At 65.2% G+C, this 26,206-nt stretch carries 25 protein-coding genes and 1 pseudogene; 18 read left to right on the top strand and 8 right to left on the bottom strand.

Annotated features, from left to right (window positions below):
* A pseudogene (locus tag EVU97_RS14025) lies at positions 1-1,224 on the bottom strand (hypothetical protein); the annotation flags it as partial.
* Between the two features lie 798 nt (positions 1,225-2,022).
* Between EVU97_RS14025 and EVU97_RS14020 the strand changes: the two are divergent.
* From EVU97_RS14020 to EVU97_RS15325, 3 genes are read left to right on the top strand one after another with little or no spacing between them, the layout of a single operon-like run.
* Positions 2,023-2,325 (top strand): transposase, encoded by a 303-nt coding sequence (locus EVU97_RS14020; RefSeq protein ID WP_240730248.1) that lies wholly within the window; start codon positions 2,023-2,025, stop codon positions 2,323-2,325.
* Between the two features lie 17 nt (positions 2,326-2,342).
* Positions 2,343-2,900: an IS3 family transposase gene (locus EVU97_RS15330; RefSeq protein WP_370448543.1), complete on the top strand. Its 558-nt coding sequence runs from the start codon at positions 2,343-2,345 to the stop codon at positions 2,898-2,900.
* On the top strand, positions 2,879-3,268 hold the full coding sequence (locus EVU97_RS15325; RefSeq protein ID WP_240730247.1) for an integrase core domain-containing protein: 390 nt from the start codon (positions 2,879-2,881) through the stop codon (positions 3,266-3,268). The genes EVU97_RS15330 and EVU97_RS15325 overlap by 22 nt, the downstream gene beginning before the upstream one ends.
* A 23-nt stretch (positions 3,269-3,291) precedes the next feature.
* On the opposite strand, the gene EVU97_RS14010 is transcribed toward EVU97_RS15325, so the two are convergent.
* The gene (locus tag EVU97_RS14010) at positions 3,292-3,543 is read right to left on the bottom strand and encodes a helix-turn-helix domain-containing protein (protein ID WP_129666689.1); all 252 of its coding nucleotides are present in this window, start codon (positions 3,541-3,543) and stop codon (positions 3,292-3,294) included.
* Positions 3,544-3,644: 101 nt separating this feature from the next.
* Here EVU97_RS14010 and EVU97_RS14005 point away from each other — a divergent pair, with 101 nt between their 5' ends.
* The gene (locus EVU97_RS14005; protein WP_129666686.1) at positions 3,645-4,172 is read left to right on the top strand and encodes a hypothetical protein; all 528 of its coding nucleotides are present in this window, start codon (positions 3,645-3,647) and stop codon (positions 4,170-4,172) included.
* Between the two features lie 7 nt (positions 4,173-4,179).
* The gene (locus tag EVU97_RS14000) at positions 4,180-4,773 is read left to right on the top strand and encodes a hypothetical protein (RefSeq protein ID WP_129666683.1); all 594 of its coding nucleotides are present in this window, start codon (positions 4,180-4,182) and stop codon (positions 4,771-4,773) included.
* A 20-nt stretch (positions 4,774-4,793) separates the two neighbouring features.
* Here the strand turns inward: EVU97_RS14000 and EVU97_RS13995 are convergent, their stop codons facing one another.
* The 6 genes from EVU97_RS13995 to EVU97_RS13970 form a co-directional block, all read right to left on the bottom strand.
* Positions 4,794-5,210, bottom strand: coding sequence for a helix-turn-helix domain-containing protein (locus tag EVU97_RS13995; protein ID WP_165357982.1), 417 nt, complete (start codon positions 5,208-5,210; stop codon positions 4,794-4,796).
* Positions 5,211-5,275: 65 nt separating this feature from the next.
* Positions 5,276-5,941, bottom strand: a complete 666-nt coding sequence (locus EVU97_RS13990; RefSeq protein WP_129666677.1) for a recombinase family protein — start codon at positions 5,939-5,941, stop codon at positions 5,276-5,278.
* Positions 5,942-6,117: 176 nt separating this feature from the next.
* Positions 6,118-6,939 (bottom strand): MT-A70 family methyltransferase, encoded by an 822-nt coding sequence (locus EVU97_RS13985; protein WP_129666675.1) that lies wholly within the window; start codon positions 6,937-6,939, stop codon positions 6,118-6,120.
* 69 nt (positions 6,940-7,008) lie between these two features.
* Entirely contained in the window at positions 7,009-7,692 is a 684-nt protein-coding gene (locus EVU97_RS13980; protein WP_129666672.1) for a BglII/BstYI family type II restriction endonuclease, read from the bottom strand.
* A gap of 295 nt (positions 7,693-7,987) precedes the next feature.
* Complete coding sequence (locus EVU97_RS15320) at positions 7,988-8,641, bottom strand: 4'-phosphopantetheinyl transferase (RefSeq protein ID WP_047312942.1); 654 nt, start codon at positions 8,639-8,641, stop codon at positions 7,988-7,990.
* A gap of 17 nt (positions 8,642-8,658) precedes the next feature.
* Entirely contained in the window at positions 8,659-9,474 is an 816-nt protein-coding gene (locus tag EVU97_RS13970; protein WP_165357981.1) for an NAD(P)-binding domain-containing protein, read from the bottom strand.
* Positions 9,475-9,835: 361 nt separating this feature from the next.
* Between EVU97_RS13970 and EVU97_RS13965 the strand changes: the two genes are divergently transcribed.
* The 13 genes from EVU97_RS13965 to EVU97_RS13905 all read left to right on the top strand — a co-directional run bounded on the left by EVU97_RS13965 (position 9,836) and on the right by EVU97_RS13905 (position 26,203).
* The gene (locus EVU97_RS13965) at positions 9,836-11,371 is read left to right on the top strand and encodes an MFS transporter (RefSeq protein WP_047312944.1); all 1,536 of its coding nucleotides are present in this window, start codon (positions 9,836-9,838) and stop codon (positions 11,369-11,371) included.
* A 146-nt stretch (positions 11,372-11,517) separates the two neighbouring features.
* Positions 11,518-12,975 carry an FAD-binding protein gene (locus EVU97_RS13960; RefSeq protein WP_082128953.1) on the top strand — a complete coding sequence of 486 codons (1,458 nt, stop codon included), beginning with the start codon at positions 11,518-11,520 and terminating at the stop codon, positions 12,973-12,975.
* Positions 12,976-13,126: 151 nt separating this feature from the next.
* Positions 13,127-13,621 (top strand): VOC family protein, encoded by a 495-nt coding sequence (locus EVU97_RS13955; protein WP_047312945.1) that lies wholly within the window; start codon positions 13,127-13,129, stop codon positions 13,619-13,621.
* Positions 13,622-13,638: 17 nt separating this feature from the next.
* The gene (locus EVU97_RS13950) at positions 13,639-14,505 is read left to right on the top strand and encodes a hypothetical protein (RefSeq protein ID WP_047312976.1); all 867 of its coding nucleotides are present in this window, start codon (positions 13,639-13,641) and stop codon (positions 14,503-14,505) included.
* A gap of 79 nt (positions 14,506-14,584) precedes the next feature.
* A complete protein-coding gene (locus EVU97_RS13945; RefSeq protein WP_129666665.1) occupies positions 14,585-15,472 on the top strand; it encodes a PhzF family phenazine biosynthesis protein in 888 nt (295 codons plus the stop codon).
* A 13-nt stretch (positions 15,473-15,485) separates the two neighbouring features.
* Positions 15,486-17,291 (top strand): gamma-glutamyltransferase family protein, encoded by a 1,806-nt coding sequence (locus tag EVU97_RS13940; protein WP_047312946.1) that lies wholly within the window; start codon positions 15,486-15,488, stop codon positions 17,289-17,291.
* Between the two features lie 191 nt (positions 17,292-17,482).
* Positions 17,483-18,697 (top strand): aminotransferase class V-fold PLP-dependent enzyme, encoded by a 1,215-nt coding sequence (locus EVU97_RS13935; RefSeq protein WP_197079031.1) that lies wholly within the window; start codon positions 17,483-17,485, stop codon positions 18,695-18,697.
* Positions 18,694-19,485, top strand: a complete 792-nt coding sequence (locus EVU97_RS13930; protein ID WP_047312947.1) for a tryptophan 2,3-dioxygenase — start codon at positions 18,694-18,696, stop codon at positions 19,483-19,485. Before EVU97_RS13935 ends, EVU97_RS13930 begins: the two co-directional genes overlap by 4 nt.
* Before the next feature lie 130 nt (positions 19,486-19,615).
* Positions 19,616-20,674: a methyltransferase gene (locus tag EVU97_RS13925; protein ID WP_304413401.1), complete on the top strand. Its 1,059-nt coding sequence runs from the start codon at positions 19,616-19,618 to the stop codon at positions 20,672-20,674.
* Positions 20,652-21,548: an alpha/beta hydrolase gene (locus EVU97_RS13920; protein WP_047312948.1), complete on the top strand. Its 897-nt coding sequence runs from the start codon at positions 20,652-20,654 to the stop codon at positions 21,546-21,548. The genes EVU97_RS13925 and EVU97_RS13920 overlap by 23 nt, the downstream gene beginning before the upstream one ends.
* Positions 21,549-21,586: 38 nt before the next feature.
* Positions 21,587-22,717 (top strand): glycosyltransferase, encoded by a 1,131-nt coding sequence (locus EVU97_RS13915; protein ID WP_129666662.1) that lies wholly within the window; start codon positions 21,587-21,589, stop codon positions 22,715-22,717.
* Positions 22,714-23,811, top strand: coding sequence for an FAD-dependent monooxygenase (locus tag EVU97_RS13910; protein ID WP_129666659.1), 1,098 nt, complete (start codon positions 22,714-22,716; stop codon positions 23,809-23,811). Before EVU97_RS13915 ends, EVU97_RS13910 begins: the two co-directional genes overlap by 4 nt.
* A gap of 85 nt (positions 23,812-23,896) precedes the next feature.
* On the top strand, positions 23,897-26,203 hold the full coding sequence (locus tag EVU97_RS13905) for an excinuclease ABC subunit UvrA (protein ID WP_047312950.1): 2,307 nt from the start codon (positions 23,897-23,899) through the stop codon (positions 26,201-26,203).
* Positions 26,204-26,206: the final 3 nt, after the last annotated feature.

Below are 26,206 nucleotides of genomic sequence, written 5' to 3'. Positions count from 1 at the left end.
CTCGTAGCTGCTGGAAGCCCTGCGTGCTACGTCGAAGGCTTGGGTATCCCGGGTACCTAGTACTCCGTCGAGGCGTTGCAATTGCTTACGGATGGTCTTGCGATCCTTGATCCCGGTGTCGAGCACGAGGTCGCGTTCGGGGCATGGCACGCGCAAGGTGTCCTCCCGCTCGATGCGGCGGAGGATCACATGGGCCACGACGAGGAGGGCTACGCGTTCGCGAGGGGAGAGGCTCCATGCGTATGTGCGGAGTCGGTCGGTAGCTTCCTGTGTGGCCTGGCGGATGTGTGGGGAGGTGCGGGGACGCGGCTGAAACTCGTCATCTGCTTTTACTGCGGCGTTCCAGACACCCGTGACCCACCGGTGGTAGTCCTTCCGGGCACGTTCCATGGCGGCGGGGTGACAGGTCTGGATGGTGTTCCACGCATGGAGAGGCTCCCACCCGGAACGCATCATCTCTGCGGTGCACATGAGTTCCCAGGTGGAATTCGATGTGTCGAGTTCGGGGTTGTCTGCGTTCCGCCAAGCGGGCCGGCGGCCAGTGGACAAGTAGGTGGCCCACTTCTCCGGAAGGGCCCTGGGAGCGTACCGCCGTTTCGGGGTGAGTGGCTCTATCGTTCGAAGGCGGCGTCCGCTAGGGGGTTTGTCCAGTTTTGCGTGGGGCTGAGCGGGTGTGGTGTCGCTGAAGGCCTGAAGCGTGGACAGGGCATGGGCGAGATCGCCGTAGGCAGTTGGGCATCCACCTCGACGATGGGGAGCGGAAAGCGGGCGTAGCGATGAACGGATATCGATGTGACTTTTTGCCACGCGGTACCGGGCGCGCAGTGCCTCAACGTGATGCCGGAGAAGGATCTCTTGTCCATGAGGGGCCACGATGACGTGGTGGCGCCCTTCTGCGCCACCTGACGGTCGAATCAGGTGCCATAGGCCGGTTTCTTCGCACCACCCGGCGAGGTTCTCTGTGATGGCGTGGCCCTCAAGACCGGGGACATCAACGTCGATGGCGATGAACTGACGGTGGAGTGTCCCCACGATGGAAGTAACGCGTCCGCCGTCTTCGATGAGATCTAGGCCTTGCTTGAGCGAGGTCACCGGAACACCGGCGACACGCCGGTTGTCGATGCCAAGAGCGAACCAGCTTTTCGCGTCAAACAAGGCGTCATCGAGCTGACGCGTTAACTGGGCGTCGCGCGATAGGCGCGCTCCTGCTAATCTGGGCAGCACAAAGCCTCCCTGGTGGGGTGCCTCCGGCTAGAGGTCACCTTGTGAGGTTTAAGGGACATGGGGAATCGTCAGCTGGTAACTGACCTTCCTGCTGAAAGACTCGGTGCTGGTAACACCGGGTCTTTCAGTTTTTCAGGGCGATGCCCTGACGTTATCCGGTCAGAGGGAGCTCCTCCTGCCGAGTGTTGCGCGGGCCTGGCGGTCGGTCCTGTCCGAGCGGTTGATCCCAGATCAAGGAGTCAAGGAGTGTCTGGACGGAAACGCCATGGCTCTGCGCGATGCGCTTGAGTTGCGCACGCCTCTCGGGACTCGTGCGGTAGAGGACAGAGACCTGCCGTTCGGGCGCGCGTCCTTCATAAGCAGCCATATGGAAATGGTGACACACAGTCTGGGTTACATTAGATATCCGGATTGCATCGGTGTGTCGCAAGCTCTCCCACACCTCCAGGACCAGTTGCCGCGTATGCCGATGTGACGTGCTGACTACCGACCTGAGCGCGAGCATGAATGGCGCGGTGGGCGACGCCGGATGGTGCGGGCTGCATGCTAAATCGCGACCCTGAGCCCCCAGTCTGGGGGTGAGCGGCGGAATACTTCGACTGCGTATAACACTCATTCTACGCTGTCGCCGAGTTTCGGTGTGTTGCAAGGATATTCGATGACAACGTCGGCAACGGTGATGCCGTGAAGGAGCCACACCAATTAGTAGGTGTCCCGCGTCAAGCTTTCTGGCAGACCGGTTATGAGGGCATGATCGGCGTCTGAGAGCAGGAGGACCTGACCATGGGACGACCACCAGTGTTCAGTCCGGAGACCAAGACCAGAATCGTGCTGAGCGTACTTTGTGGCGAGGTGTCGGTGGCTGAAGCGGTTCGGAAGGAGAAGGTTTCCGAGCAGTCGATCGGCCGCTGGAAGGCCGAGTTCCTCGAAGCAGGCAAGACCGCGCTGGCTGCTGGGAAGTCTGGGCCGTCGACCCGCGAGGCGCAGCTTGAGGCCAAGGTCGAAGACCTCACCTTGGCGCTCGGCGAGGCAGCGGTCGAACTCCGGGTCTGGAAGAAGAGCGCGGAGGGCCGGTTGGGCCCTTCGAAGACCTCGAGGTAATCCGGATCGACGAGGGAATGTCGACCTCGAGGTTCTGCGACCTGCTCGACATTCCCGAACGAACCTGGCGACGCTGGCAAGCCAAAGCCCGGGCAGGCAAACCAGTCAAAGGTCCCTGGCCGGCCCCATCACGCGACCAGCACCGGGAAGCTGTGGTGACGATGGCCGGCAAGCATCCCGCCTGGGGACACCGCAAGATCTGGGCCATGGTCCGTCACGACGGGCACCGACTCTCACCGTCGACGGTGTTGAGGATCATGGCCGATGAAGGCCTCCTGCTCCATGCTGACTACCAGAAACAGCGCCGCGAGTTGGCCAAGCAACGCAAGGCCGCCTTCGCCGCGCCACCCACGGGTCGGGTCCGAACCAGGTCTGGCAGTTCGACTTCAGTGAGTACGAGACCACTGGCGGCGGGACCTGGCGGGTTGCCGGTGTTGCGGACTATTACTCGAAGTACGAGTTCGGCTGGCACTGGTCACCGACCGCGAACCAGCACGACGCGATCGCCGGTGTCGAACTCGCCCTCGCGGAGGCCGAAGCGATGCTCGGCGGCGTGTCCATGGTCGACCATCTGACCGACCCCGACACCGGTGAGATCGCCCCATCACGCTGGTCACCGACAACGGCGGCCCCTTCCGGTCGTTCCGGTTCGAGCACTTCATCACCGCACATCCGGAGCTCAAGCATGTTCGCACTCGCGTCAGGACGCCGGGTCAGGGTCCGTGAGCGGGCCTTCCAGAGCTTGAAGTATGAGCGGCTCTACCGCGAACAGATCGACGATGCTCTCGACCTGGTCCGAGAGGCGGATGCCTACCGGACCGAGTTCAACACCATCCGACCCCACGAGGCGCTGTCGTGGACTCGGCCCTCACAGGTCCACCGCGGTCTGGCCGCCCCCGGCATCCCCAACTTTCCCGAGCACGAAATCCTGCCAACCACTTGACGCGGGACATTAACAGGAGTTGGTCACTTGAGGAGGTCAGAGGCCTGGATGGCAAGAGCACCCGCGAGATCTTCCAGCCGTTCGAAAAGTAGGCCTCTGCGGCCGTGCTCGACTTCGATGAGCTGGTTGCGGCTCAGGCCGCATTCGAGGGCCAAGGCCTCCTGGGTTAAGCCTGCTCGTACGCGGTGTGCGCGGATATTCGCGCCGACTCGAGTGCGGCTGGTTTGCCACCGTTCCTGCTGCTCAGGTGTTGCGGCGGAACGGCGTGCAGGCATGCACCTGATGTCACGCTAGAAGGGCTTGAATGTCTGCCCTACTAGTTGGGCATTTCGGTAGTGTGGTTCTTCCGAACCGTCGACCGGAGGAGGCCTGGACCATGAATGCCCACCCAACACGCATCCTCGCCACCTGCCTGGTGGCCCTTGCATCGCTCACCGCCTGTGGGAGCGGCAGCGGTGAGGGCGATAAGTCCTCGTCCTCGTCGCCGGCGGTGAAGGTGAGCTTCGCCGAGGCGACCAAATCAGAGCAGGCCGCGACCAAGGCGTGCCGTACCTTGGTCGGGGATGGGATGAAGCAGGCGCAGTGGTTGACCCATGTCTCGACCGATGGTGGAACCAAGGTTGACGGGACCATTGGGCAAGCCACCCGGGGGCCGTCCTTCACGTGCACAGTCACCGACAAGAAGGGCGAGTTTGCTGGGGACGGGTTCACTGTCGTGACCGGCCGGGAGAACTTCGACTACGAATCCCGCCAAGACATCGAGAGTGCTTCCGAGCCGGATCGCGCAGCTTCAGCATGGAACGAGCGCGCTGGGGTTGGGGTGCTTAGTTCCGCGGTCCGGACCGGCAAGAACCAGGCCGCCGTGCGTGACTTGCAGTCGGTGATCGATCAGGTCGGGAAGTAGCCGACGCATGGCACGAGACCTTGCCACCTACGAGACCTACAAAGAGTTCCACCGCGCCGCGGATCGTGTGCTCACGGATCTGCACGAGCGCCACGACGGGTCCTCCGCGCAGAGTCCGCCCGACGCTGATCGGGCTCGTGTCGGCATCGAGGTGGCCCTGTGTGAGATCGCCGGTTCTCTCGACGCGGCCTTTCTCTACGACAGGGCCTGTTCGCTGGAAGCCCTCCTCGTGCCGCGCGGGTGGACCACCCACTGGCGAAACGTGTTGAGCGAGACCTATCGCCCCTTCGTCGTCTTCGCGTGGCACCCCTCGTCCCCGGATGACGAGACCTCGCCCACGATGATCGCCCTGGTCACGAACCGCGACGGTTTGGGAAACCCCGCCCTGCTTGTGACCTTGGCGGACCGTCAAGACACCCCCCGCTTCCACCGACTCCTGTCCACTATCGAGGAACTGTCCCCGTTGCTCGATGAGATCGAGGCCTACCAGGCGCCACCGCGCCCTGCCGGTGTGCCGCAAGGATTCCAAGGCGGCGGGCCGCTCCTTCTCACGACAGCACGGTTCATGGACAACGTTCATCCACCACAGAGTGACGGGTAGTAAGGCTCAGCGGGAGTACGTCAGATATGAGCGTCAATGATCGCGTGGATGTTGTCCTCGGGTGCTGTGGACGGTAACGCGGTGGCATGGACGTTGAGCACGTCGAGTACGGCGAGGACTTGCGCGAGTGCTGCGCGGTCGTGACCGCGTTCGAGCTGGGCGACGAATTGCTCGTCGACGTTCGCGCGACAAGCGAGTTCAGCGTGCGTCCATCCTTGCGCGGCGCGTTCTTCGTGCACGACGCGCGCTACAGCCTCAGGCGTAGTCATGTGCCGGTTCTTCACGGGATCCCCCTTGGATTCGCCGCGCGCTGAACTGCCGACATCGAACGCGTTGGCGATAAGGGCCTGTCCGAGGCGGTGAGCCTCGTCGGGGGCGAGCATGGTGCCTGAGATGACCTTGCCGGCCGGGTCTCGTCGGACGAGGTCGACGGTCACCCCGTCGACCTCGACGGTGAGGGTGGAGCCGTCGTGGAGGGTAAGGAGAGCATCGGTTTCGTGCTTCATCGGGGCCCCTGGTTGGGCTCGTCGAAGGGCAGCTCGATCTCTTCGCCGGCAGGTAGAGCCGGCCTTGGTGTGCGCGCCGGCGCCGCGTAGGCGCCATTACCGGCCAAGACGTCGTAGACGAGCCGGCGAGAGACGCCAAGGTGTGCGGCGATCTTGCTCTTGGGTTCCCCGTCGGCTGCGGCGGCGCGTACGTATTTGACCTGTTCGTCGGTGAGGCGGCGAGCTCGACCGGTGTAGACGCCTCGCGCTTTGGCGAGTTCGATGCCCTCGCGTTGGCGTTCGCGGATCAGAGAGCGTTCGAGCTCTGCGACGGCTCCGATGAGTTGGCGTTGGAACGTGACGAACGGGTCAGTGGCGGCGTCGGGGGAGAAGATGAGGCGCTCCTTGACGAACTCAACTGTCACCTCACGAGCCGTGAGTTCGGAGACGATCTGCTCCAGGTCGATCAAAGAGCGTGCGAGACGATCCATCGATGCGACCCGCAACGTGTCACCGCGGCGCAGGTAGCGCAGTGCTTCCTCAAGGCCGGGCCGTTGCGCGCGGTTCTTGCCGGACTGGTGGTCCTCGAAGGTGCGCTCGACATCACCTAGCGCCTCGAGTTGGCGTGCGAGATTCTGCGAGGTGGACGAGACTCGCGCGTACCCGACGATTTGCCCCGGCATGTCTAGAGCCTACTCGCAAAATGCGCAAAAAGACGGGATCGAACCCTAGATGCACACAGTTTCGGAGCGCTTGGCGGGTGCGAGTGGGGTATACCCCACCCGACGCAAGTAGGAACCTCCCCAGATGCACATTTTCAAACACTGGGCATCTGGGGAGGTTCCTACTTGCCGCGCGGTCAGGCGAGAGCCTGCCGGCCACGACCTCGCAGAGGCGTGTCGACTTCGGTCAACAGTTCGCGCACCTTCCGGATGGACATCTCGTGTCGGTCCGCAAGGTCCCGGATTGACTCACCCGCTTCGTAAGCCGACCTCAGGTCTACCGGGAGGGGAGAGGAGCCGGATCGCACTGTGGAGGGTCGTTCGATCGCTCCACCGCCGTAGCCCCTGTGAACCTTTCCGCGAGGAGGTTCCGAGTCTGACTCGTCACCCCACGCAATCCACCCTGGCGCTGGGTACCGGGCAAACATCTCCAGACGCGGCCCCGGCGAGCAGGACTCGATGAGGGCGTACTGCTCATCGGGTTTGCGTGAGTGTTCACGCTTGCGCGTCTCGATCATGTTGACCTGGCTGCGCGCTGGCGCAAGTGTGCGCATCGACCCACGAACACCGAAGAGCAGGATTTCAGTGACGTTGCGGAAGTAAAAGCCGACACCGCGCCCATCTGGGCCGCCATCCTTACGACGCTTCGCCCACACGATGTTAGAGACGTAACGAAAGCCCCAGGATTCCATCACTCGCAGACCATCGGGCAGGAGCGCGTTGGGCACCCACAGATACAGGTGAGCGTTCTTTGCGGCGACATCACTCACTGGGATGGCGCAGATGTCGTCCAGCGTCATCGTCGAGTAACGGTCAAGACGCCGATGCTCCGGCGCCACCTTGCCCGTTCGGTTGGTGAAGCGCCACGGTGGGTCGGCCAAGATGGTTTGAAAGCCCCCGTCTGCCTCAGGGAGGGGTGCCAGTGCGGCATCGGTGGAACGTAGGGGAGGGGCAGACACGAAAGACTCCTCAACAGGGTTGGATCTTTAGAACACAACCCTAGCGGATCTTTCTCGTTCGCGATCGAATCAGGGCGACCACGTATCGGCGCTGATGAGGACCGCAAGGAACGGGCACCCATGCGAGTCACCGCGCGTGATTCGAGGTCGGAGCTTTTCGACATTCGTGGTCGTGGTCGTCCCCAATATCTTCTTGCCCTCAGCCTCGTCCCAGCCCGCATCGGCAGCAAGGCGACGAGCGAGCATACGTAGGTCGCTCTGGGTGCGCGAGATCATGACCGCGCCGTCAATCAGGCCGGCGTCGTACAGCGCGCGGTAGGCCGAGATGTCACGGTCTAGGTTTCCGTCCTTCGCGTTCCACTCGACGTCGAGTGCCACACGGTCTTTGAAGTTGTCTACGAGGTAGCCCTCGTTGAAGGTCTCGGTGTCTACCACCACGGGCGCACTCTCTCCGGCTGGTTTGAAGGGGAGCTTGCGCAACTGGAGCTTGATGAGCGTGTCGACGCGCGCCTCGCGCCAGCCGAGTGAACGGAAAGCTCGATTCAGCCTCGCAGCGACCTGAGACTCTTGCCCGCCTGGCGTGAGGAGGTCTGATGTTGCGAGGGTGAAGCTCTCAAGGACTTGCTGGAGCTCGTCGAACACACCGGGGTTGGTGACCTGAAGAACGGCGGCCGCGTTGCGGACTTCCAGAAACTCGTAGCGCTGGAGGACTGCCGGGCGGATGGTCGCTTCATACGAGGTCGTGAGATCCACGCATTCACTTTAGAGGCAGCCTCGCCCGGGGGTGCTCGCATCCGTGTGTTCCGGGGCATCTGGGGTGGGTGGTGTGCATGCACACTCACCGCGAGTGGGGCGTACTCCTCTCGCACCCGCTCGGTCGAGGGGTGTACGCCGTCAGAAGGCGAGGAGTGCCCACACGCCGAGTGCGAATGCGACAACTACTCCGACTTCGTGTGCAGTCACAAGCTGTGACGCATGACTGTGAGAGGGAACCTCGCAGCGCCGGAAAGGGCACCGGGCGAACTTGGTCCACCGACCTTCGATGGTGTCACTTACCCCCGCGCGAAACAGCCACCCCTGTCATCACGAAACCACCTGCCGTCACGAAACGACCGGAAACCCGAGACAGGGCATCACCCTCGCTCACCTCGAACGGGGTGTGGTCTCGGATTGCCGCCGTGAATGACGCGGTCGAAGGTTCGAGACGCACGTCGATCTCGCGGAAGTCCACCCAACGGCGTGTCATGGGGAACCAGGCCTTCAGCACCGCCTCCTTGGCGCTGAACAGAATAAGGTCCCACTGCACTTCGGGCATGTGGCGTCGCAGGGGAGTCAGGCGGATTCGTTCAGGCGTCGTCGCCACCGCCCCCATCACCCCGTCGGGCAAGGGAAGGTGCGGTTCTGCGTCGATTCCCAGCCCGATGATGTCGTCACGACGGGCTACGGCAGCCGCCCGGTACCCCGAACAGTGGGTGATGCTTCCCACCACACCCGGGGGCCACAACGGCTCACGTGCGGGCCCTGCAAGGATCGGCCCCTGGTGCGAGCTGCCCAACGCCGCCAGTGCCGATCGGGCACACCGGCGGGCCGTGATGAATTCGCGCCTCCGCCCCTCCACCGCCCTAGCGATCAGGTCGGCCTCTCCGACATGAGGAGCCTCACTGGGAACATCTGTGAAGGCCTCGGCTACCACGCACTCCATCGGCAGCGCTCGTGCGATCACGCCGGGCCCTTGAGCCTGTCGAGGACCTGATCTAGCACCTCGTGCAACGGATCTATCCGCTTATCCAACCAGTGGGTTCGCACGAACTCGTTCACCCCTCCCGGAGTTTCGTGATGGGAGAGGGCCTCCGCGATCGGATCGGCAGGGTCGAGATCGGCGACCGCTCCTTGAGCCAGGGAGATCACGAACCGTTCTGCATCCGCCGGCGGCACGCCGCGCGCCACAGCCCAGTCGGTCAGCGCCTTGAGGTAACCGAGGAGCGACGACATAGCGGCGGCGGGAACCTGCAGTGCGTCGAAGGGGCCTTCCTCGACGATAAGCGTTCCCCCCAACAGGTCGAACAATGCGCGCACGGTCGGGTGGTCATGGGAGACGACTGTCAGGCCAGCCCTGCGACTGACACTCACCTGGACAGTTGCTCGCACGACCGTGACTCCGGGGCCGAGGATCGTCGCAAGCTGCTCCGTCGACACTCCGGCCACGACGCTGACGACCACAACATCCTCGGGCACGGTCACTCCGGACAAGGCATCATCGATCTGGTCCGGCCTGACGCAGAGGAAAACGACCTCGCTTCCCTCCACGACAGCCTGATTGTCCGGGCAGACCTCGACAGCGTCGTGTCGCTGGGCGAGGAGGCGGGCGTTCTTCGCGCCGCGTGGGGAAAGGAGGATCTTCTGCGCAGCATCGCCGATGCCGCGGACGAGTGCTGACGCCATCACTCCTACGCCGATCATTCCGATGGTGGGCAGGTGAGGGTGGGGACGGAACGTCGCAGAAGGTGTGGACTCCGAAGTCAGATTTCCATTCACGGCCACCACCATAATCACGTGTCCGCCCATCGCTCCGTGCGCACGATCCACCGACGACCCGCGCGGAAGGAACGGCGAACGCACCCTGAGAACGACCGGTGCGTCTCATGCAGACCTCTACGCAGGGGTGTTGTCTAGTCCAACGATTTTCCTTCCCACGCGGGCACGTTCGACAATCTCCCATGAGATGAACTTTGAGGAATGTCAGGGCAATTTTGACCCAGACTTTTGACAGTGGCCCGGACGCACCGCGACCGACGCGCCTAGAGTTGGGCGGGCCCGACCATGTGCCATCCACCGACCGACCTGCGGCTCTCACATCTTGCGATACCGAGAATCCCGCGCGAACGGAGAGTGATGAATGACTGATGCCTTGGCCCGGAGTGCCCCGTCGCGTGTGAGCCCATGGGGCGGCCTATTCCTGCTGATGTTTCCCATAGTCGTCCTGGCACTCGACCTGAGCGTGCTGTTCCTGGCTACACCGGTTATCACTCGGTCGCTCGGAGCATCCCCGGCAGAGGTGCTCTGGATCACCGATGTCTACGGGTTTTTCATTGCGGGATTCCTCATCCTCATGGGAACCCTCGGTGATCGCGTGGGTCGTCGGCGACTACTCGTCTGGGGCAGTGTCGGTTTCGCGGCTGCTTCCGCTTGCGCAGCGTTTGCCCAGTCACCCGTAGCTCTCATCGTCGCGCGCGCTGCCATGGGTCTCGCCGGCGCGACATTAATGCCGTCGTCCCTCTCACTCATCCGCGTTCTGTTCCCCGCCGAACAGCAGCGCCAGAAGGCGATCGCCGTCTGGATGACCGCTTTCTCCGGTTCGATGGCGCTGGGCCCGGTCCTCGGAGGATGGGTGGTCGATTCGCTGTGGTGGGGTGCCATCTTTCTCATCCCCGTCCCGTTACTGCTGGTTTTCGCTGTCCTGGGCTCCCGAATGCTGCCCGAATACAAGGTCGCCGAATCACCGCCGCTCGACGCGGCCAGCTCAGTCATGGTCCTGGTCTCCATGCTGGGAATGGCGTACGTGGTTAAGGCACTGGCCGGGGGCGTCCTGGACGCTCTGACGGTGGGGTTGGCCGTCGTGACCGCTGCCGTGTCAATCGCGACAGGCCGACGGCAGTTCGTCGTGCCTCACCCTTTGATCGACCCTGCGCTCCTGAGGGATCGCCGACTGCTGATCGCCCTGTTCGTGCTCTCGGCCGGGATCATGTCGATGAACGGTATGTATTTCCTGTTGCCCCAGTACCTCCAGCACATCGTGGGTCACTCCGCACTGCACACCGGGCTCCTGTTGCTGCCAGTAGCGCTGGTGTCGATTCTGGCGTCCGTCAGCACTCCGATGCTGGCCGGACGGATGAGGCCATCCTTCGACGTCGCGCTCGGCGCGGCGGTCGCCGCTGTCGGCTTCACCGGCTGGGTGGTCTGGGCTGGGCACGTCGGCACGGCGGTCCTCATCACCCTGGCCTGCATCGTCGCGGTGGGTATCAGCATCATGGGCGTGATCATGACTGACCTGGTGGTGGGCGTGGCACCGTCGGAGCAAGCCGGGGCCGCAGCTGGGATGTCCGAGACCGCCAATCAGATGGGGGTGGCGCTCGGCGTTACCCTCTTCGGTTCGGTACACCTGTTCTTCTACCGATCCGCTGTCATGAGCGACCCGGCCCCGCTGGACGGCAGGCTCAGGGAGGCGGCTGCCTCTTCGGTGGCCGACGTGGCGTCGCTCGCCTCACAGGGCGGAGGGCAGGCCCTGAAGGACGCCGCGGAGAAGGCTTTCGTCGGCGGCATGTCGGCGGCGGGCGCGATTGGCCTGATCGCCATGCTGGCGTCCCTTACCGTCGCTCTCACGGTGCTGCGGAACGCGACGACCGACGAGCTCGACGCCGACAAGGGGGGGTGACGGGATAGACGGCCAATTACCTACAGCGCATCGAAACGACCGACCCGTCGTGTCGTCAGGCATGACGTTCGGGGCCCGGCAACGGCAGGGTCTGCACGCGATCCGTGGCCCCGTGACACGAGCACACCCACATCAAGGAGAAGCCTGTGACAGTTCAGTCTGCATCCACTGCCCCCACAGCGAGCCACGGCTACGGGTTCTCAATATCCACCCGCGCCTGGGTTACCGACGCGCCTCCCTCGGATGATATCGATCCGGTGCCGACCCTGGACGGCGACCTCGTCTTGGACGCCGAAGCGCGCGCCCGCGTCTCGACGGATCTCGGCGCCATCGTCCGGTGCGAGCCCTCTGCCATCCTGCGCCCGGGATCGACGGAGGACATCGCGGCCATGGTCCGATTCTGCGCACGGCATGACATCGGCGTCTCCGTGCGCGGTCAGGCCCACACGACTCTTGGGCAGACTCTCGGCGATGGGCTGGTGATCGAGAACCGCCACCTGTCCCGCATTCATGAGATCGGGCTCGACTCCGCGGAGGTGGACGCGGGTGCGACCTGGAAGGAACTCCTGAAGCGCACGGCGGACATTGGACTCACCCCACCGGTGCTCACCGGGTACTGCGACTTATCGATCGGCGGCACACTCTCGGTCGGCGGCATCGGAGGACTAGTCGGGGGCCTGCACACCGGCCTCCAAGTCGACCACGTCCTCGAACTTGAGATCGTGACCGGCACAGGTGACGTCGTGCGCTGTTCCGCAGATCGAGAGGCAGACCTCTTCCGAGCCGCCCTGGGTGGGCTCGGAAGAGTCGGAATCATCACCCGTGTGGTGATCCCCCTGGTGAAGGCTCCGGAGCGGGCCCGGACATACACGATGCAGTACGCGGAGACAGCGCCCTTCTTCGCTGATCTGGGGACCCTGACCGAGCGGGACGGCATTGACCACGTGTACGGGGAGATGTTCCGCACCGACGACGCAACGCTCTTCCTCCTGCACGCAACATCGTTTTACGACCCCCCGACCGTCCCTGATGACGTGGCGCTCGGCACGGGCCTGTCGGCCGACCCAAAGATCGACGACCGCGCCTACCTGGAGCACACCTTCCTCATCGACGAGGCCGTCGACGGGTTCATCGACGATGTGGGCTGGACCTCCATGGTCAAGCCGTGGTTCGACGTGTGGCTGCCAGGCTCTACGGCGGAGACCTGTGTCGAGGAGATCATGAAATCCGTGTCTCCCGAGGACATCGGTCCCTACGGTGCAGGGCTCCTCTATCCGCAGCGCCGATCACTCACCGGGATGCCGACCCCACGTCTACCGGATCCGGACGGATCTGACTGGGTGTTCGTGCTGGACCTCAACACGGTCTCCGCCTCGACCACACCCGAGGAGGGATTCGCCGAACGCATGCTGGAGCGAAACCGACGTATGTTCGCGCGGGCGCGGGATGCCTATGGGGCACGGCTCTACCCCATCGGTTCCGTCCCATTCGGTGAGAAGGACTGGAGGGACCACTACGGAGCGGAGTGGGAGACCGTCCAGGCCTCAAGGGCCAAGTTCAACCCGCGCGGCACGATCACTTCAGGACGACAGTTCATCGCCTGATTACCCGCCATGGGGCGTTTCTTTGAATTTCTTTGCGTTACCTCTGATGGTTTCGGCGGTGGGAAACCCGAAAGGATTGACAGTATCCACGATGCGTCGGGCCCTGAGTCCGGGTGCCGACGTCTGTTCGACGGCCGGAGGAGGACACACTGTGACCACAACCGAAACGACGTCGCACCCCGACGTCGATTGTTCGCCGCAGTTCAACCACATCGCAATCCAGACCGATGACGTCGAGGGCACCACCCTCTGGTACGAGAACTACCTCGGAGCCACGGTCCAGTGGTCGATGGATACCTTCTCCGACCTTACGACCGCCCGGCTTCCTGGCATCAGCCACCTCGTCGAGGTGAAGGCAGGAAACCTGCGGCTTCACGTCTTCGATCGGCAGGGTAACGACCTGGCCGCCCCGCAGGATCTACAGCGCCGGTTTCAACATCTGGGAGCGACGGTCGAACGCGCAGAGCACCTCACCTACCTGCGTGAACGGTGGTTCGAGGTCCGCGACACCGGAGACTACCGTTGGGTGCGGGATGACGAACCCAGTGAGATCGTCGTCGACTCTCAGGGCATGCAGAGCCTGTACGTGTTCGACCCGAACGGGCTGGAGTTCGAGTTCGTCTACTTCCCGGAGACTCCGCAGTGAGGGCAGAAGCAACCGTCTTGGCCACAGGCACTGACCTCATACCGGGGTTGTTGTTCCTGCCGCCCAGGGACGAAGACTGGTCCCCGGACGACGGAGCAGTCACCGAGGCGCCGCCCGTCGTGGAGGTCGGCGACGCATTCCGACGCCTCGGTGCCGAAGCACCCGAGGATCCGGAGCGCCTGTTCTGGTTCCGCTGGGTCATGGGCCATCACGTCTCGCTGCTGACCTGGCGGCTCATGGGCGACGTCCTCGCCGACGTGCACCAGGACATCCCCGACAGCCAGCACCGCCAAGCGCTCTGCCAGTACATCGATGCCTACAGCGTGGCCCTCGTCTACACCTCCACCGTTCCCCGAGCCATCTATCACTCGGAGATACGGCGACGGATGGCCCTGCAACATCCCGCCTTCAGCGGGACCTGGGCGGGGGACTACCGCCCGGTGGCCCGTCTGATGCGAGGGCGGGCAAGCTGGCTGGAGGACCCAAGCTGCGCCGATGTGGCCGATTCCGTCGCACGGAACACGGCGATCCACGATTACATCGCCGACCATCTCGTGCCTGACGGGGGATCCCTGCTCCGGGAGGCCGTCGACACGGCCGGCTCCTCGGTGTCTATGGACAAGGAGGATCTCTTCGACAACTTCTTCATGACGATCCGCCGCCCCACGACCCGGATCGAGGCGTTGCGACAGTTGGCCGAGCGGGTCGGTCTGATCGCGGAGGACCTCGAACGGTACGGGCTCTACCCCCTCGTCGACGGGGTGCATCACCCGGTGCTGGGCGCCGACACGGAGCGGGAAACGGCCGACCTCGTATCTCGCACGCCTGAAATCCTCGCCGCCGCACTGCGCTCGGCCACGGCGCAGATGAGAGGAACCCAATGATGCGCGCGTCGGTCGGTTCCTCACGCCCTCATTCGAAGACGGATCAACTCCGAGAAAGCACCGCACCGGAGGTTGTGTGATGAAGCTCGTTCACGCGGACATGTTCGGCGCGGATGCTGGATCGGGCAGCCCGCTCCTCGTCCTCATCCCAGATGAGGACGAGGAGCGCCACGGGAAGTCTCTCTCACCGGACGACTTGTCCTACTGGGCGACGGCGTGGTTGCGGAAGTCCGGAGCCGACGAGGTCGTCCTCGTTACTGACGTCGAGGCCAGGGAACGCAGCTGCCGGCCTATGGTGTTCGGTGCCCGGGGCGTCACGCCGTTCATCACCCACTCGATGGCGGGGGTAGCCACGGCCCTGGTGAGCACGGGGGCCCTTGAGGCCGGTTCGGTGACACTCCACGGCCCCGACTCCTCCCCGCAGGTGTGGACCGACGGCTCCCGCATCGAGGCGCGTTTGGTGGGCCCCGTGATCGACGACGTCGCGTCGGACATCCACGAGTTCCGCCGAGATGCACGGGCGTGGCGTGTGGGCATCGGGCGCGGATTTCTCGTAGTCGACGTCGACGACCATCCGTTGCAGTGCCCAGCCCCCGACGTCGACAGCATGGAACGTGCCGGTCTGACGGACCTCACCTACCTTCGGTGGGCTGCTGGTGAGAGCAAATTGCAGGCGCGTGTGTTCGCCCCGGGCTTTGGAATGCCGGAGGACGCCGGCTGTCTACCCGTGGCGGGAGCGCTGTCGGTATCCGCCTTTATGCGCGCACCCCGGCTGGAGCGCGTCGAGATCACGCAGGTGTCCGGACGCGGCAGCTGCAGTCATCTCACCGCCGTCGGCACCGTGCGCGACGGCCACGCGGACGTTGTCCTGAGCGGCCGTGTCCACGCGGAAAAGGCTGTCGAGGTTCCGGGTCCGCCGGCTCAGATCTTCGCTGACGTGGACCCCACCGACCACACCACGACATGAAGGGAGATCGACCATGACAACGCGACCCGAGATGTGGGGTGATCGCGGAGTGGTCGCGAGCACCCATTGGCTCGCCAGCGCTGCGGGTTCCTCCATGCTCGACCGGGGCGGTAACGCTTTCGACGCCGTCGTCGCCACAGGGCTTGTACTGCATGTCGTCGAACCACACCTCAACGGTCTTGGTGGCGACCTCGCGATGCTGGTCCACGACGGGGCTTCCGGCACCACGAGGGCCATCTGCGGGCAAGGCCCGATGCCGGCAACGGCGACGATTGGGCATTTCGAGGGACTCGGGCTCGATCATGTTCCCGCGAGCGGCCTCCTGGCTGCGACCGTACCCGGTGCCTTCGGCGCGTGGATGCGGATGCTTGAGGAATACGGTCGACTCCCGCTGCGTGAGGTCGTCGAACCGGCAATCGATCACGCCCGAGCGGGGGTACCACTGCTGCCGAAGGCTGCCGAGATGATCGCCGCGGTCGCCCCGGTGTTCACGGACCATTGGCCGACGTCCGCGAGTGTCTACCTTCGCTCAGACGGAACCGCACCCATCGCCGGTGAACGACTGCGCAACGCGCAGCTCGCGGACACGCTGGAACGGCTCTGCGCCGAGGGGTACGCGAAGGGACGATCCAGGGAGGGCGTGATCAGCGCGGCCCGCGACGCTTTCTATCGGGGTTTCGTCGCCGAGGTTGTCGACCGCCACGTCACGTCCCAGTCAATGCTGGACTCCACGGGTGATCACCACCGTGGCCTTCTGACCGGGGATGACATGGCAGGCTGGCACCCCGGTATCGAAGAGACGGCGACATACCGGTTCGGTGACTGCACCGTCCACAAGTCCGGCCCGTGGACCCAGGGCCCGGTGTTTCTTCAGCAACTCGCACTGCTCGACGGAACAGAGCTGGCACGCACCGACTTCCTCGGCCCCGACCACCTACACCTCGTCATCGAGGCCGCGAAGCTCGCCTTCGCCGACCGTGAGGCCTGGTACGGGGACCCGATCATGACGGCCAACCGGACGGCCGAACTGCTCGCAGCCGGATACAACGCGAAGCGACGTACACTTATCGGCGATCATGCCTGCGGCGAACTGCGCCCCGGGAGCCTCGCCGGTGTCCCCGGACGCCTTCCTCGTATCCCGCTCACAGACCTCGAACCGACGGACCCGGCGTGGCTGACCCAGTTGCGCGAGGGTATCCCGGTGACGGTGGCCAAAGCCCTCGAGGCCACCCGCACGAACGGCGACACGTGCACCGCTGTCGCAGCCGACGCCGAGGGCAACATGGTCGCAGCAACGCCCAGCGGCGGCTGGTTGAAGAGTTCACCGGTTTTGCCGGGATTGGGGTTCGCCCTCGGCACCCGAGGTCAGATGGCCTGGCTGGACGCAGACCATCCCAACGCCCTCGCTCCCGGCAAGCGTCCGCGGACGACCCTGAGCCCCACCATCGTCGAGCGAGACGGGCGTGCGGAGTTGGCCTTCGGCACACCGGGCGGTGACCAACAGGATCAGTGGACCCTCCAGGCGTTCCTCGCCCACGCCGTCTTCGGTCGTGGCCTGCAGGAGGCCGTGGAATCACCTCAGTTCCACACGAACGCCCCTCCGACCTCCTTCGCCCCGAGGCGCAGCATGCCGACGTCAGTGTCCGTCGAGCCCGGAATCACGGACAGCACGATCACCGAACTTCGCCGACGCGGCCACGACGTCCGATTGGCGCCGGCGCGCTCCCTGGGCAAGGTGTGCATGGCGGCGGTGACGTCCGATGGGTGTCGTGGGGCTGCAAGCCCGAACGGGGCGCAGGCCTACGCGATCGCCACATAACCCTGAGATTTCTTGCGCTTTCTTTGACGGTTACCTGATGGAAGTACCGAACGCCGCATGCCTACGGTGATCGTACCTTGAGGTTGCGGGGCCGGACCTGTGCGGGTGACGGCCTCGGGGGCGCGCTCCCGGGGCAGCGCTGCACCTGTGTCGGCCGGCCAGAGTCCACACCACATCGACAGGAGTTCACTGTGTTGGCCAATTGTGAAGCGGCCCGTCGTCATGATTCCTCGGACCCGCTGACCGACTACGCCGAGCGCTATCGCACCGAAGGGCTGGTACATCTCAACGGCAACTCGTTGGGCCCGGCCCTGATCGACCTTGACGACCGGCTTGCGGAGGTGACCGCGACCTGGGCCTCCCGACAGATCGGTGGATGGTTCGGCGACGGCTGGCTTAGCTTGCCGCGCACGGTCGGGGACAAAATCGCCGGTCTCGTCGGGGCGACCCCCGGCAGCATCGTCGTGCCAGGGGAGAGCACGTCGACCGTGCTGTTCAACGCTTTGATCGCAGCCCTCCGCATGGGCGCGGACGGACGCGTGGAGGGCTGCGCGAACGAACTCCTCGTGGAGGAAGAAGCATTCCCCACCGACCACTACATGGCCGCATCCACGGCCCGCATGTTCGGGTGCAATGTGGTGACGGTACCGGCCGATGACCTTCCCGAGACCGTGACCGCGCACGGGGCTCGCGTCGCGGCGGTGCTCACGTCTCCGGTGGACTTCCGGACCGGTCACCGTCGCGACATCGCAGCGCTGACGCGGGTATGCCGCGCCAGCGGTGCCGTGTCCGTCGTCGACCTCAGCCACGCAGCTGGGGTGCTCCCCGTCGAACTCGACGCCTGGGGTGTCGACCTGGCGGTCGGTTGTGGTTACAAGTACCTAGGCGGCGGCCCCGGAGCGCCGGCATTCCTGTACGTTGCACCGCGTCGTCGAGACACCGTCGATCTCCCCCTGACCGGGTGGCACGGCCACGCCGAACCCTTCATCATGTCGGCGACGTTCCGACCGGCCGAATCCATCGACCGCGGTCGGATCGGAACCCCCCAGGTGCTCTCTCTGGTGGCTCTGGATCACGCACTCACGCCTCTCGTCGAGGTGGGGACAGCCGAGCTCCATCGGCGGTCCGTCGACCTGGCGACGACGTTCATCGACGTCCTCACGGAACGCCGCCCGGACCTCGCAGAGCGGATCGTCACTCCTATCGACCCCAGTCGACGAGGGGCCCACCTCGCTCTGCGACACGAGGACGCCGATCAGGCAGAACGCATCCTGTTCGAGCGCAACGTCCTCGTCGACTCCCGCGGCCCGGACCTCCTCCGCGTCGCGTTCTCCCCTCTGATCCTGACGCACGAACAGGTCTACTCGGCCGCCCGGATCATCGAAGACGTGTTGGAGGTGGCATGACTACGAACACAGAGGTACCCGAATACGTGGCCTACGCCCACATGGACACGCTGCACGACCTTGCACGACCGCGCAGCGATGTCCGGGGCGAACTGACCTTCATTCTCATCAGTCAGGTCCAGGAATTGTTGTTCCGGGCGCTCATCCACGATCTCGACCAGGCACGTTCCCGACTCTGCGAGGACGACACCGAGGCCGCCTGCGCTGACCTCGGTCGCGCCTGCCGCACGCAACGCGTCCTCGTCGCGTGCTGGGAGACGATGAATGGGATGCCACCGGACGAGTTCGTCGCCTTCCGCGACGTCCTCGGGGATGCCTCAGGAATCCAATCCTTCGCGTACCGGGAACTCGAGTTCCTCATGGGCAACCGCCCGGCAGGACACGTCCGCGCCGCCCGCGACGACGGGCATCCACGCGTTCGTGACGAGCTGGCTCGACCCTCGGTGTACGACGCGGCCCTCGGCCACCTCGCCCGCCTTGGGTACGACGTACCCAAGGCCGTACTAGCGCGGGCGGGAGACCAGCACGAGCCCGACGCCGGCGTCGAGGACGTGTGGCTGACGATCTACCGCGACCCGTCGCGACACCGGGCGGCCCACCGCCTCGCCGAGTCACTCACCGAGGTGGCCTACCAGTTCTCACACTGGCGGGCCGCGCATCTCCTCACGGTCGAGCGGATGCTCGGCGGCAAGGGCGGTACGGGCGGCACCGACGGCGCCTCCTGGGTCCGGGCGGCCAATGAACACCGCTTCTTCCCTGACTTGTGGACATTTCGGAGTCGGCTGTGACCGAGCTGCAGCCGCGTGACGCAGGGTTCGTCTCCTCCTTCCGGCCCCGCTTCACAAGAGCCACTTCACACGTTGATCGATCACCGATCACGGCGCGACGGCCGCGCCACGACCGACAGGAGTCCTTCCAGTGACCAAGACGGCCGACCTCACGCAATTCATCCCGACCATGTTCGGGTTCGCTGCGTTCCAACACTTGCGCGCAGCCTGCGAGCTACAACTGTTCGAATTCCTGGGGCAGAACGGCCCGGCGACAGCCGAGGAACTCGCGGAGGGATTACACCTTCCTGGTCGCTCGGCCCGCACTCTGCTCCTCGGCACCACCGCCCTCGGCCTCACGGTGGTGGACGACGGCGTGTACCGGCTAGACGATCACATCCGGCAGGCGATGGACGACGGCACATGGCCCCTTATCCGCGACATCGTCGAGTCCCAACACCGCCTCACCTACCTGCCCGCCGGTGAGTTCACCGAATCGCTCCGCTCGGGTCGCAACGCCGGCCTCAAGCATCTGCCCGGCACCGGTGACGACCTCTACACACGGCTCGAGCAGAACCCCGAGCTCGAGAACCTCTTCTTCCGCGGCATGACCGCATGGTCCGAGCTATCCAATCCCGTCCTGCTGGATCGGGTCAACTACAGCAACGTCGACCGGATTCTCGACGTGGGCGGTGGCAGCGCGGTCAATGCGATCGCCTTGGCGAAGGCCCACCCTCACCTCCACATCACAGTCTTCGACCTCGGGGGCGCGGTGGACGTGGCCCGGTCGGCCATCGAGACGAGCGGGCTGTCGGACCGGATCTCGGTCCACGTGGGTGACATGTTCACTGATCCCTTCCCCGAGGGGCACGACCTGATCCTTTTTGCGCACCAGCTCGTCATCTGGTCGCCGGAGAAAAATCGAGAGTTGCTCCGTCGCGCGTACGACGCCCTGCCCGATGGCGGGCGTGTCGTCGTGTTCAACGCCTTCAGCGACGACGGTGGAACCGGGCCACTTTACACAGCCCTGGACAGCGTGTACTTCACGACTCTCCCGGCGGGCGCCTCCACCTTGTACGAGTGGCGTGAACACGAGGAGTGGCTCGCGGACGCCGGATTCGGCGATGTGACCCGCACCCCCTCTACCAGCTGGACACCGCACGGGGTCATCGAAGGACGCCGCATCCATGGACCGCGCGACCCTTCCTGATCAGCAGCCGAGCGTCGGTGACCCCTCACTCGACCGGGAGTACTCGCCGAGCACGATGGCGAAGGACATGGCGGCGACGTTGCAGCACTACCGTCGAGTCGGCGACCTCGTCCGCACCCGGCGGCAGGTGCACGAACGCATCCGGTACGGAGCGTCCGACGCCGAGATCTGCCATATCTTCCCGTCCGGATCCGGGGCGACGGCACCGACCCTCGTGTTCGTCCATGGCGGGCACTGGCAGGAGTCGAGCATCGACGACGCCTGCTTCGCGGCTGACGACTCCCTCCGCGCAGGGTTCTCCTACGTAGCTGTCGGATACGGGCTGGCGCCGACGCGGTCCCTGGAAGAGATGATCGACTCCGTCGCCCGTTCCCTGCGGTACGTCCTCGCGGACGGCCATCGATTCGGTATCGGTGGGGGCCGGATCCACGTGGCGGGCTCGAGCGCCGGAGCACACCTCCTCGCGGCTGCGCTCACGCGTTCCGACGTCCCGCGCGTGAGCACCGCGCACCTGATGTCCGGACTCTACGACCTCGCCGACATCCCGCGGACGTATGTCAACGACGCCGTCGGGCTGACCGAGGATGCGGCCGCGGCAGCCAGTCCGACACGGATGGCCGCCCCGGCCTGCGACGATGTGCACCTGTCCGTCGGCCGCTTCGAGACGCAGACATACCTGCGGCAACAGGAGCGGTACGCGACGCACCTTCGCACCCTCAACGTCCCGGTTCGGACCGAGATCGTGGACAACCACGATCACTTCACCCTGCCCCTCGCCCGATTCGACGGATCCACTTCGGTCGGCCGGGCGGCGTTCGCCGCGATGCGACGCGCCGACGCGGCCGCCGCACCGATAGGAGGGAGCCATCTATGAAGTACCTGTTTACCTCGATGCCAGTCCCCTCGCACCTCATGCCCCTGGTGCCACTCGCCCAGCAACTGCAGCTCGACGGTCACTCCGTCCTGTTCGCCACCACCGGCCCCGCATCAGAGGCCGCCCGCCGTGCAGGTGTGGGCACCGTCGACGCGGGCGGGCGGTTGGACGCCCGTGCGCCGTACGACCGCCTGCTGCAGACCCTCGCCGACGGTAACGCGGGCAAGGAGACTCTCGATGAGGATGCGCTGACGGTTCATGGCCGGTTGTTCGGTGAGGTCGGCCTGAGGATGCTCGACGATCTCGTCGACATCGGCCGTCATTGGGGCGCCGACGCCGTCGTCTACCCTGGCATCCATTCCGCAGCGCTCGTCGCCGCACGCCAACTCGGTGCGACCGCCGTGCTGCACGGGTATGGATCGCCGCTGCCGACGTTCACCCCTGCCCTCGACCACATCCTGCGGGAGCGGAGCGACCTGCCCGACTCGCTGTCCGAGGCACAGGTCGAGATCGACGTCTTCCCTCCGTCGCTCGTGAACCATGCGGAGATGCCGTGGGACAACGGCCGGCCCGAACACCGGTTCACGATGCGGTACGGGTCGTACAACGGCGCCTCGGACGTGCCCATGTGGGTGTTGGAAAAGTCCTCCACCTCGCCACGCATCGTCCTCACGTGCGGATCCACGGACGCGTTGGCTCGTCGAGGCGAGACTTACCGCCGGATCATCGAGGCACTCGACGGGACCGACTGCGAGATCGTCGTCCTCTCCGGGGGCGTCAAACTTGATCGCCTGTCCGAACCACTGCCCGCGAACGTTCGCGTGGAACAGTGGTTGCCGCTGAGTCTGCTGCTCGAACACTCCGACGCGATCCTCCACCACGGTGGCTCCGGCACCGTCCTCACGTCGCTCGCTGCCGGGATCCCCCAGGTGGGAATCCCCATGCCGGGTACCGTGAACATGTCCAACATGCAGTCGGTGGTCGCCCGTCGTGCTGGCACCACGGTCGACCTCGACGACCTCGACTCCACCGATCTCGCCGACGCCGTCCGGACGGCCCTGGCGGATCCTGCGCTGCGTGGCGCCGCCGAGAACGTGCGGGACGAAATGGCGGCCATGCCCTCCACTCACGCCGTCGCAGCCCAGCTCTCGGAGGTGATCCAGGCATGAGGGTCGCCGTAGTCGGGGGAGGCCCAGCCGGTCTCATGATCGCAGCGCTCCTGCGGAGACACGGCGTCGCCGAGGAGGTCGTCCTTTGGGAGCGCGAGCCGCTCAGGGACGTCGGCTTCGGAGTGTTGCTATCGCCCGGCGCGGTGTCGGCGCTCGGTCGGCTCGGCACCGCGGTCGCCGAGAGCGTCGCCGCTGCCTCCGTGCGAGGACGACGGATCACCGTGCGCCGCGACGACGAACAGTGGTCCAGTCCTGCCGGCCTCGAGCTAATGGCAATCGCCCGCTCCACGTTGAACCGCCTCCTCTGGCGCGAGAGCGAGGAGGCCGGGGTCCGTCTGCGAATCCACGAGGCGCCGGCGCTGGAGGCCCTGGCCCGCGTGTACGACCTCGTCGTCTGCGCGGACGGTGTGGGATCGGTGGCATCGACGAGCTGCCTCTCTGGCTCCGACACCGTCATCGGACCGCCCTTCGCCTGGCTGGGCCTGGACCGCGCCACCGAAGGGATGGAGTTCATCACGCGGCGAACCCCGCAGGGTACCTTCACCGCTCACGTCTACCCCTACTCCACCACAGCCAGCACGTTTCTTCTGGAGGGCAGGGCAGACCTCGACCTGAACCAGGTCACGGAAATATTCGGCCTCGGCATCCGGTGCGCACCCGGTCACGACTCGTTGGCGTGGCGGCGTTTCCACGACAAGACCCTGGACGTGTGGTCCCTCGACAACGTCGTGGCCGTTGGCGATGCTGCTCACACAGCGCACTACTCGGTCGGGTCCGGCACCACGCTGGCCCTGGAGGACGCCGTAGCGCTCCACGACGCCCTCTCCGCTGAGAGCGCACTGCGCACGGCACTCAAACGCTACGAGTCCAAACGTCGTCCTCCGGTCGAGGAGGCACAGTCCCGCGGGCGACTCAGCGCCGAATGGTTCACCCGGGTCGCGGAGTACACAGAGCTGCCGATGACCGACTTTGCCGCATCGCTTCTCACGCGTGGAGGACGCCTCGGCGGCCCGGCCGCGTGGCAGCGCCCAGGACCGTCGGCCCCGACCGGGGCCGCCTCGCACGCCGCAACCGAACGACACCCCGAGGAGTGACAGCGACACGGCACGGAGGAAGCGCCACGGCACCGGAGCCGTACCCACAATCACCGGTCGTCATCCACCACTCAAGGAGAGCCTCGTGAAGCAATCACGCCCATCCCTCGTCGTCCACGACGCCAGGACGAACAACCTCAAGGGCGTCTCAGTCGCGATCCCGTCCCCCGCGCTGACCGTCGTCAGCGGTGTTTCCGGGTCGGGCAAGTCGTCGCTGGTGTTCGAGACGATCGCCACTGAGTCTCAGCGGCAGCTCAACGAGGTCTTTCCGCCCTACATCCGGAACCGGCTCCCGCGATTCGAGCGGCCACCGTTCGAACGGATCGACAATCTGGCACCGGCGATCGTCGTCGATCAGAAGGGCATCGGACGCAGTTCACGGTCCACGGTCGGGACCCTGAGCGAGGTTTCCCCCATGCTGCGCGTCCTCTTCTCGCGGTACGGAGAACCGAGCGCCGGTGAGTCCACGGCCTACTCCTTCAACGCGCCCGAGGGAATGTGCCCCGAGTGTCAGGGTCTGGGCCAGGTTCTGACCGTGGACATCGAACAATTGATCGACCGTTCCAAATCACTGGACGACGGTGCCATCACCCATCCTGCGTTCGCCGTGGGGACGAACTACTGGAAGCGGTACGCCACCGCCCACCGGCACTCCGGGTCGTCCTCCTCCAAGGACCTCGGCGAGAAGCTGTTCGACGCGACACGCCCTCTCGACGAATACAGCGACGAGGAATGGGAACTACTCCTCCATGGTGGCGGATTCCAGACCGCTCGTCTTGACGACCGCGGCAATGTCGCCGTCAACGACTACGAGGGAGTCGTCGACCGGTTCACCCGGCGGTACATCGCGCCCGGACTGGACTCCCTCAAACCCCGCGAACGCGCGGATGTGGAGCACGTAGTGGAACAAGCCCCGTGTCCTGCGTGCGGAGGCACCCGCCTGTCACGTGCGGTCCTCGATTCCCGGATCCAGGGCAGGAACATTGCCGAGGTCTCTGCCATGCAGGTCACCGAGCTCGTCGACTGGCTCACGGACCTCCCCGAGGAGATGGTGAGATCGTCGGTGACGGATCCTCTCCTCACGGCCCTCCGTCGGATCAACGATGTCGGCCTCGGATACCTGTCTTTGGACCGTCCGTCCATCACCCTCTCCGGCGGAGAAGGGCAGCGCCTGAAGATCGTCAAGCATCTCGGATCTAGCCTCACGGGCATGACCTACGTGTTCGACGAACCGAGCACCGGGCTGCACGCCAACGACGTCGAACGCGTCCTCTCCCTCCTTCATCAACTGCGTGACAAGGGGAACATCGTGCTTGTCGTCGAGCACGACAGGTCGATCATCGAGGCCGCCGACCACGTCATCGACATCGGTCCCGGTGCCGGTGCCAAGGGGGGACGCGTGACGTTCGAGGGCACCCCGGCTGACCTCGCGAAGAGCAACACCCTGACAGGTGCGGAACTGCGGGAGCCGCTCACGCGTTTCCGCGCTCTCCGCGACCCGAAGCAGTGGCTGCCCGTGCGTCACGCCACGATGCACAACCTCCGCGACGTCGACGTCGACTTCCCTCTGGGGGTCCTCACCGCCATCACCGGCGTGGCGGGGTCCGGCAAGTCGACCCTCGCCACGAAGGTCCTGCCCCGGCAACACGATGTCGTCCTCATCGATCAGAGTCCGGCCGGTATCAACCCCCGATCGACACCGGCGACCTACGCCAAGGTGTGGGACAAGGTGCGGCGCGTCTTTGCCAAGGCCAACGGCGTGGGCGTCGGCCTGTTCAGCTTCAACGGTGACGGTGCCTGCCCCGCCTGCCGAGGGCGCGGCGAGATCACCCACGACATGGCCTACATGGACCCGATCACGGTCGTTTGCGAGACCTGTGAGGGTCGCCGCTTCTCCCCGAAAGCCCTCCAGTACACGGTGGACGGGCGCACCATCGCCGACGTTCTCCAGATGACGATCGACGAGGCGGTCGACGCCCTGCACGACGACGGCATCGGTGCCCGGCTGACCTCCTTCGTCGACGTCGGTCTCGGATATCTGACTCTCGGCAGGCCCCTGTCGGAACTGTCCGGCGGGGAGCGGCAGCGAGTGAAACTGGCCAGTCGCCTCAACGATCACGGTGCTGTGTTCGTCTTCGACGAACCGACGTCGGGCCTGCACATGGCCGATGTACGTAACCTCGTCGGCCTCTTCGACCGCCTCGTCGACGCAGGTAACACCGTCATCGCGATCGAGCACGACCTCGACGTCGTCGCCGTCTCCGATTGGGTCATCGACCTCGGCCCCGGGGCCGGGGCCGCCGGAGGCCACGTGGTCTTCGGTGGCAGACCGGCGGCCCTCGCCTCCGAAACCGACAGCGTCACAGGCCGCCACTTGGCCAGAAGGAGCTGACCA

The organism is Dermacoccus sp. 147Ba (assembly GCF_004151355.1).
Lineage (GTDB): Bacteria > Actinomycetota > Actinomycetes > Actinomycetales > Dermatophilaceae > Dermacoccus > Dermacoccus abyssi.
This window is presented reverse-complemented; position numbering and strand designations above follow the sequence as displayed.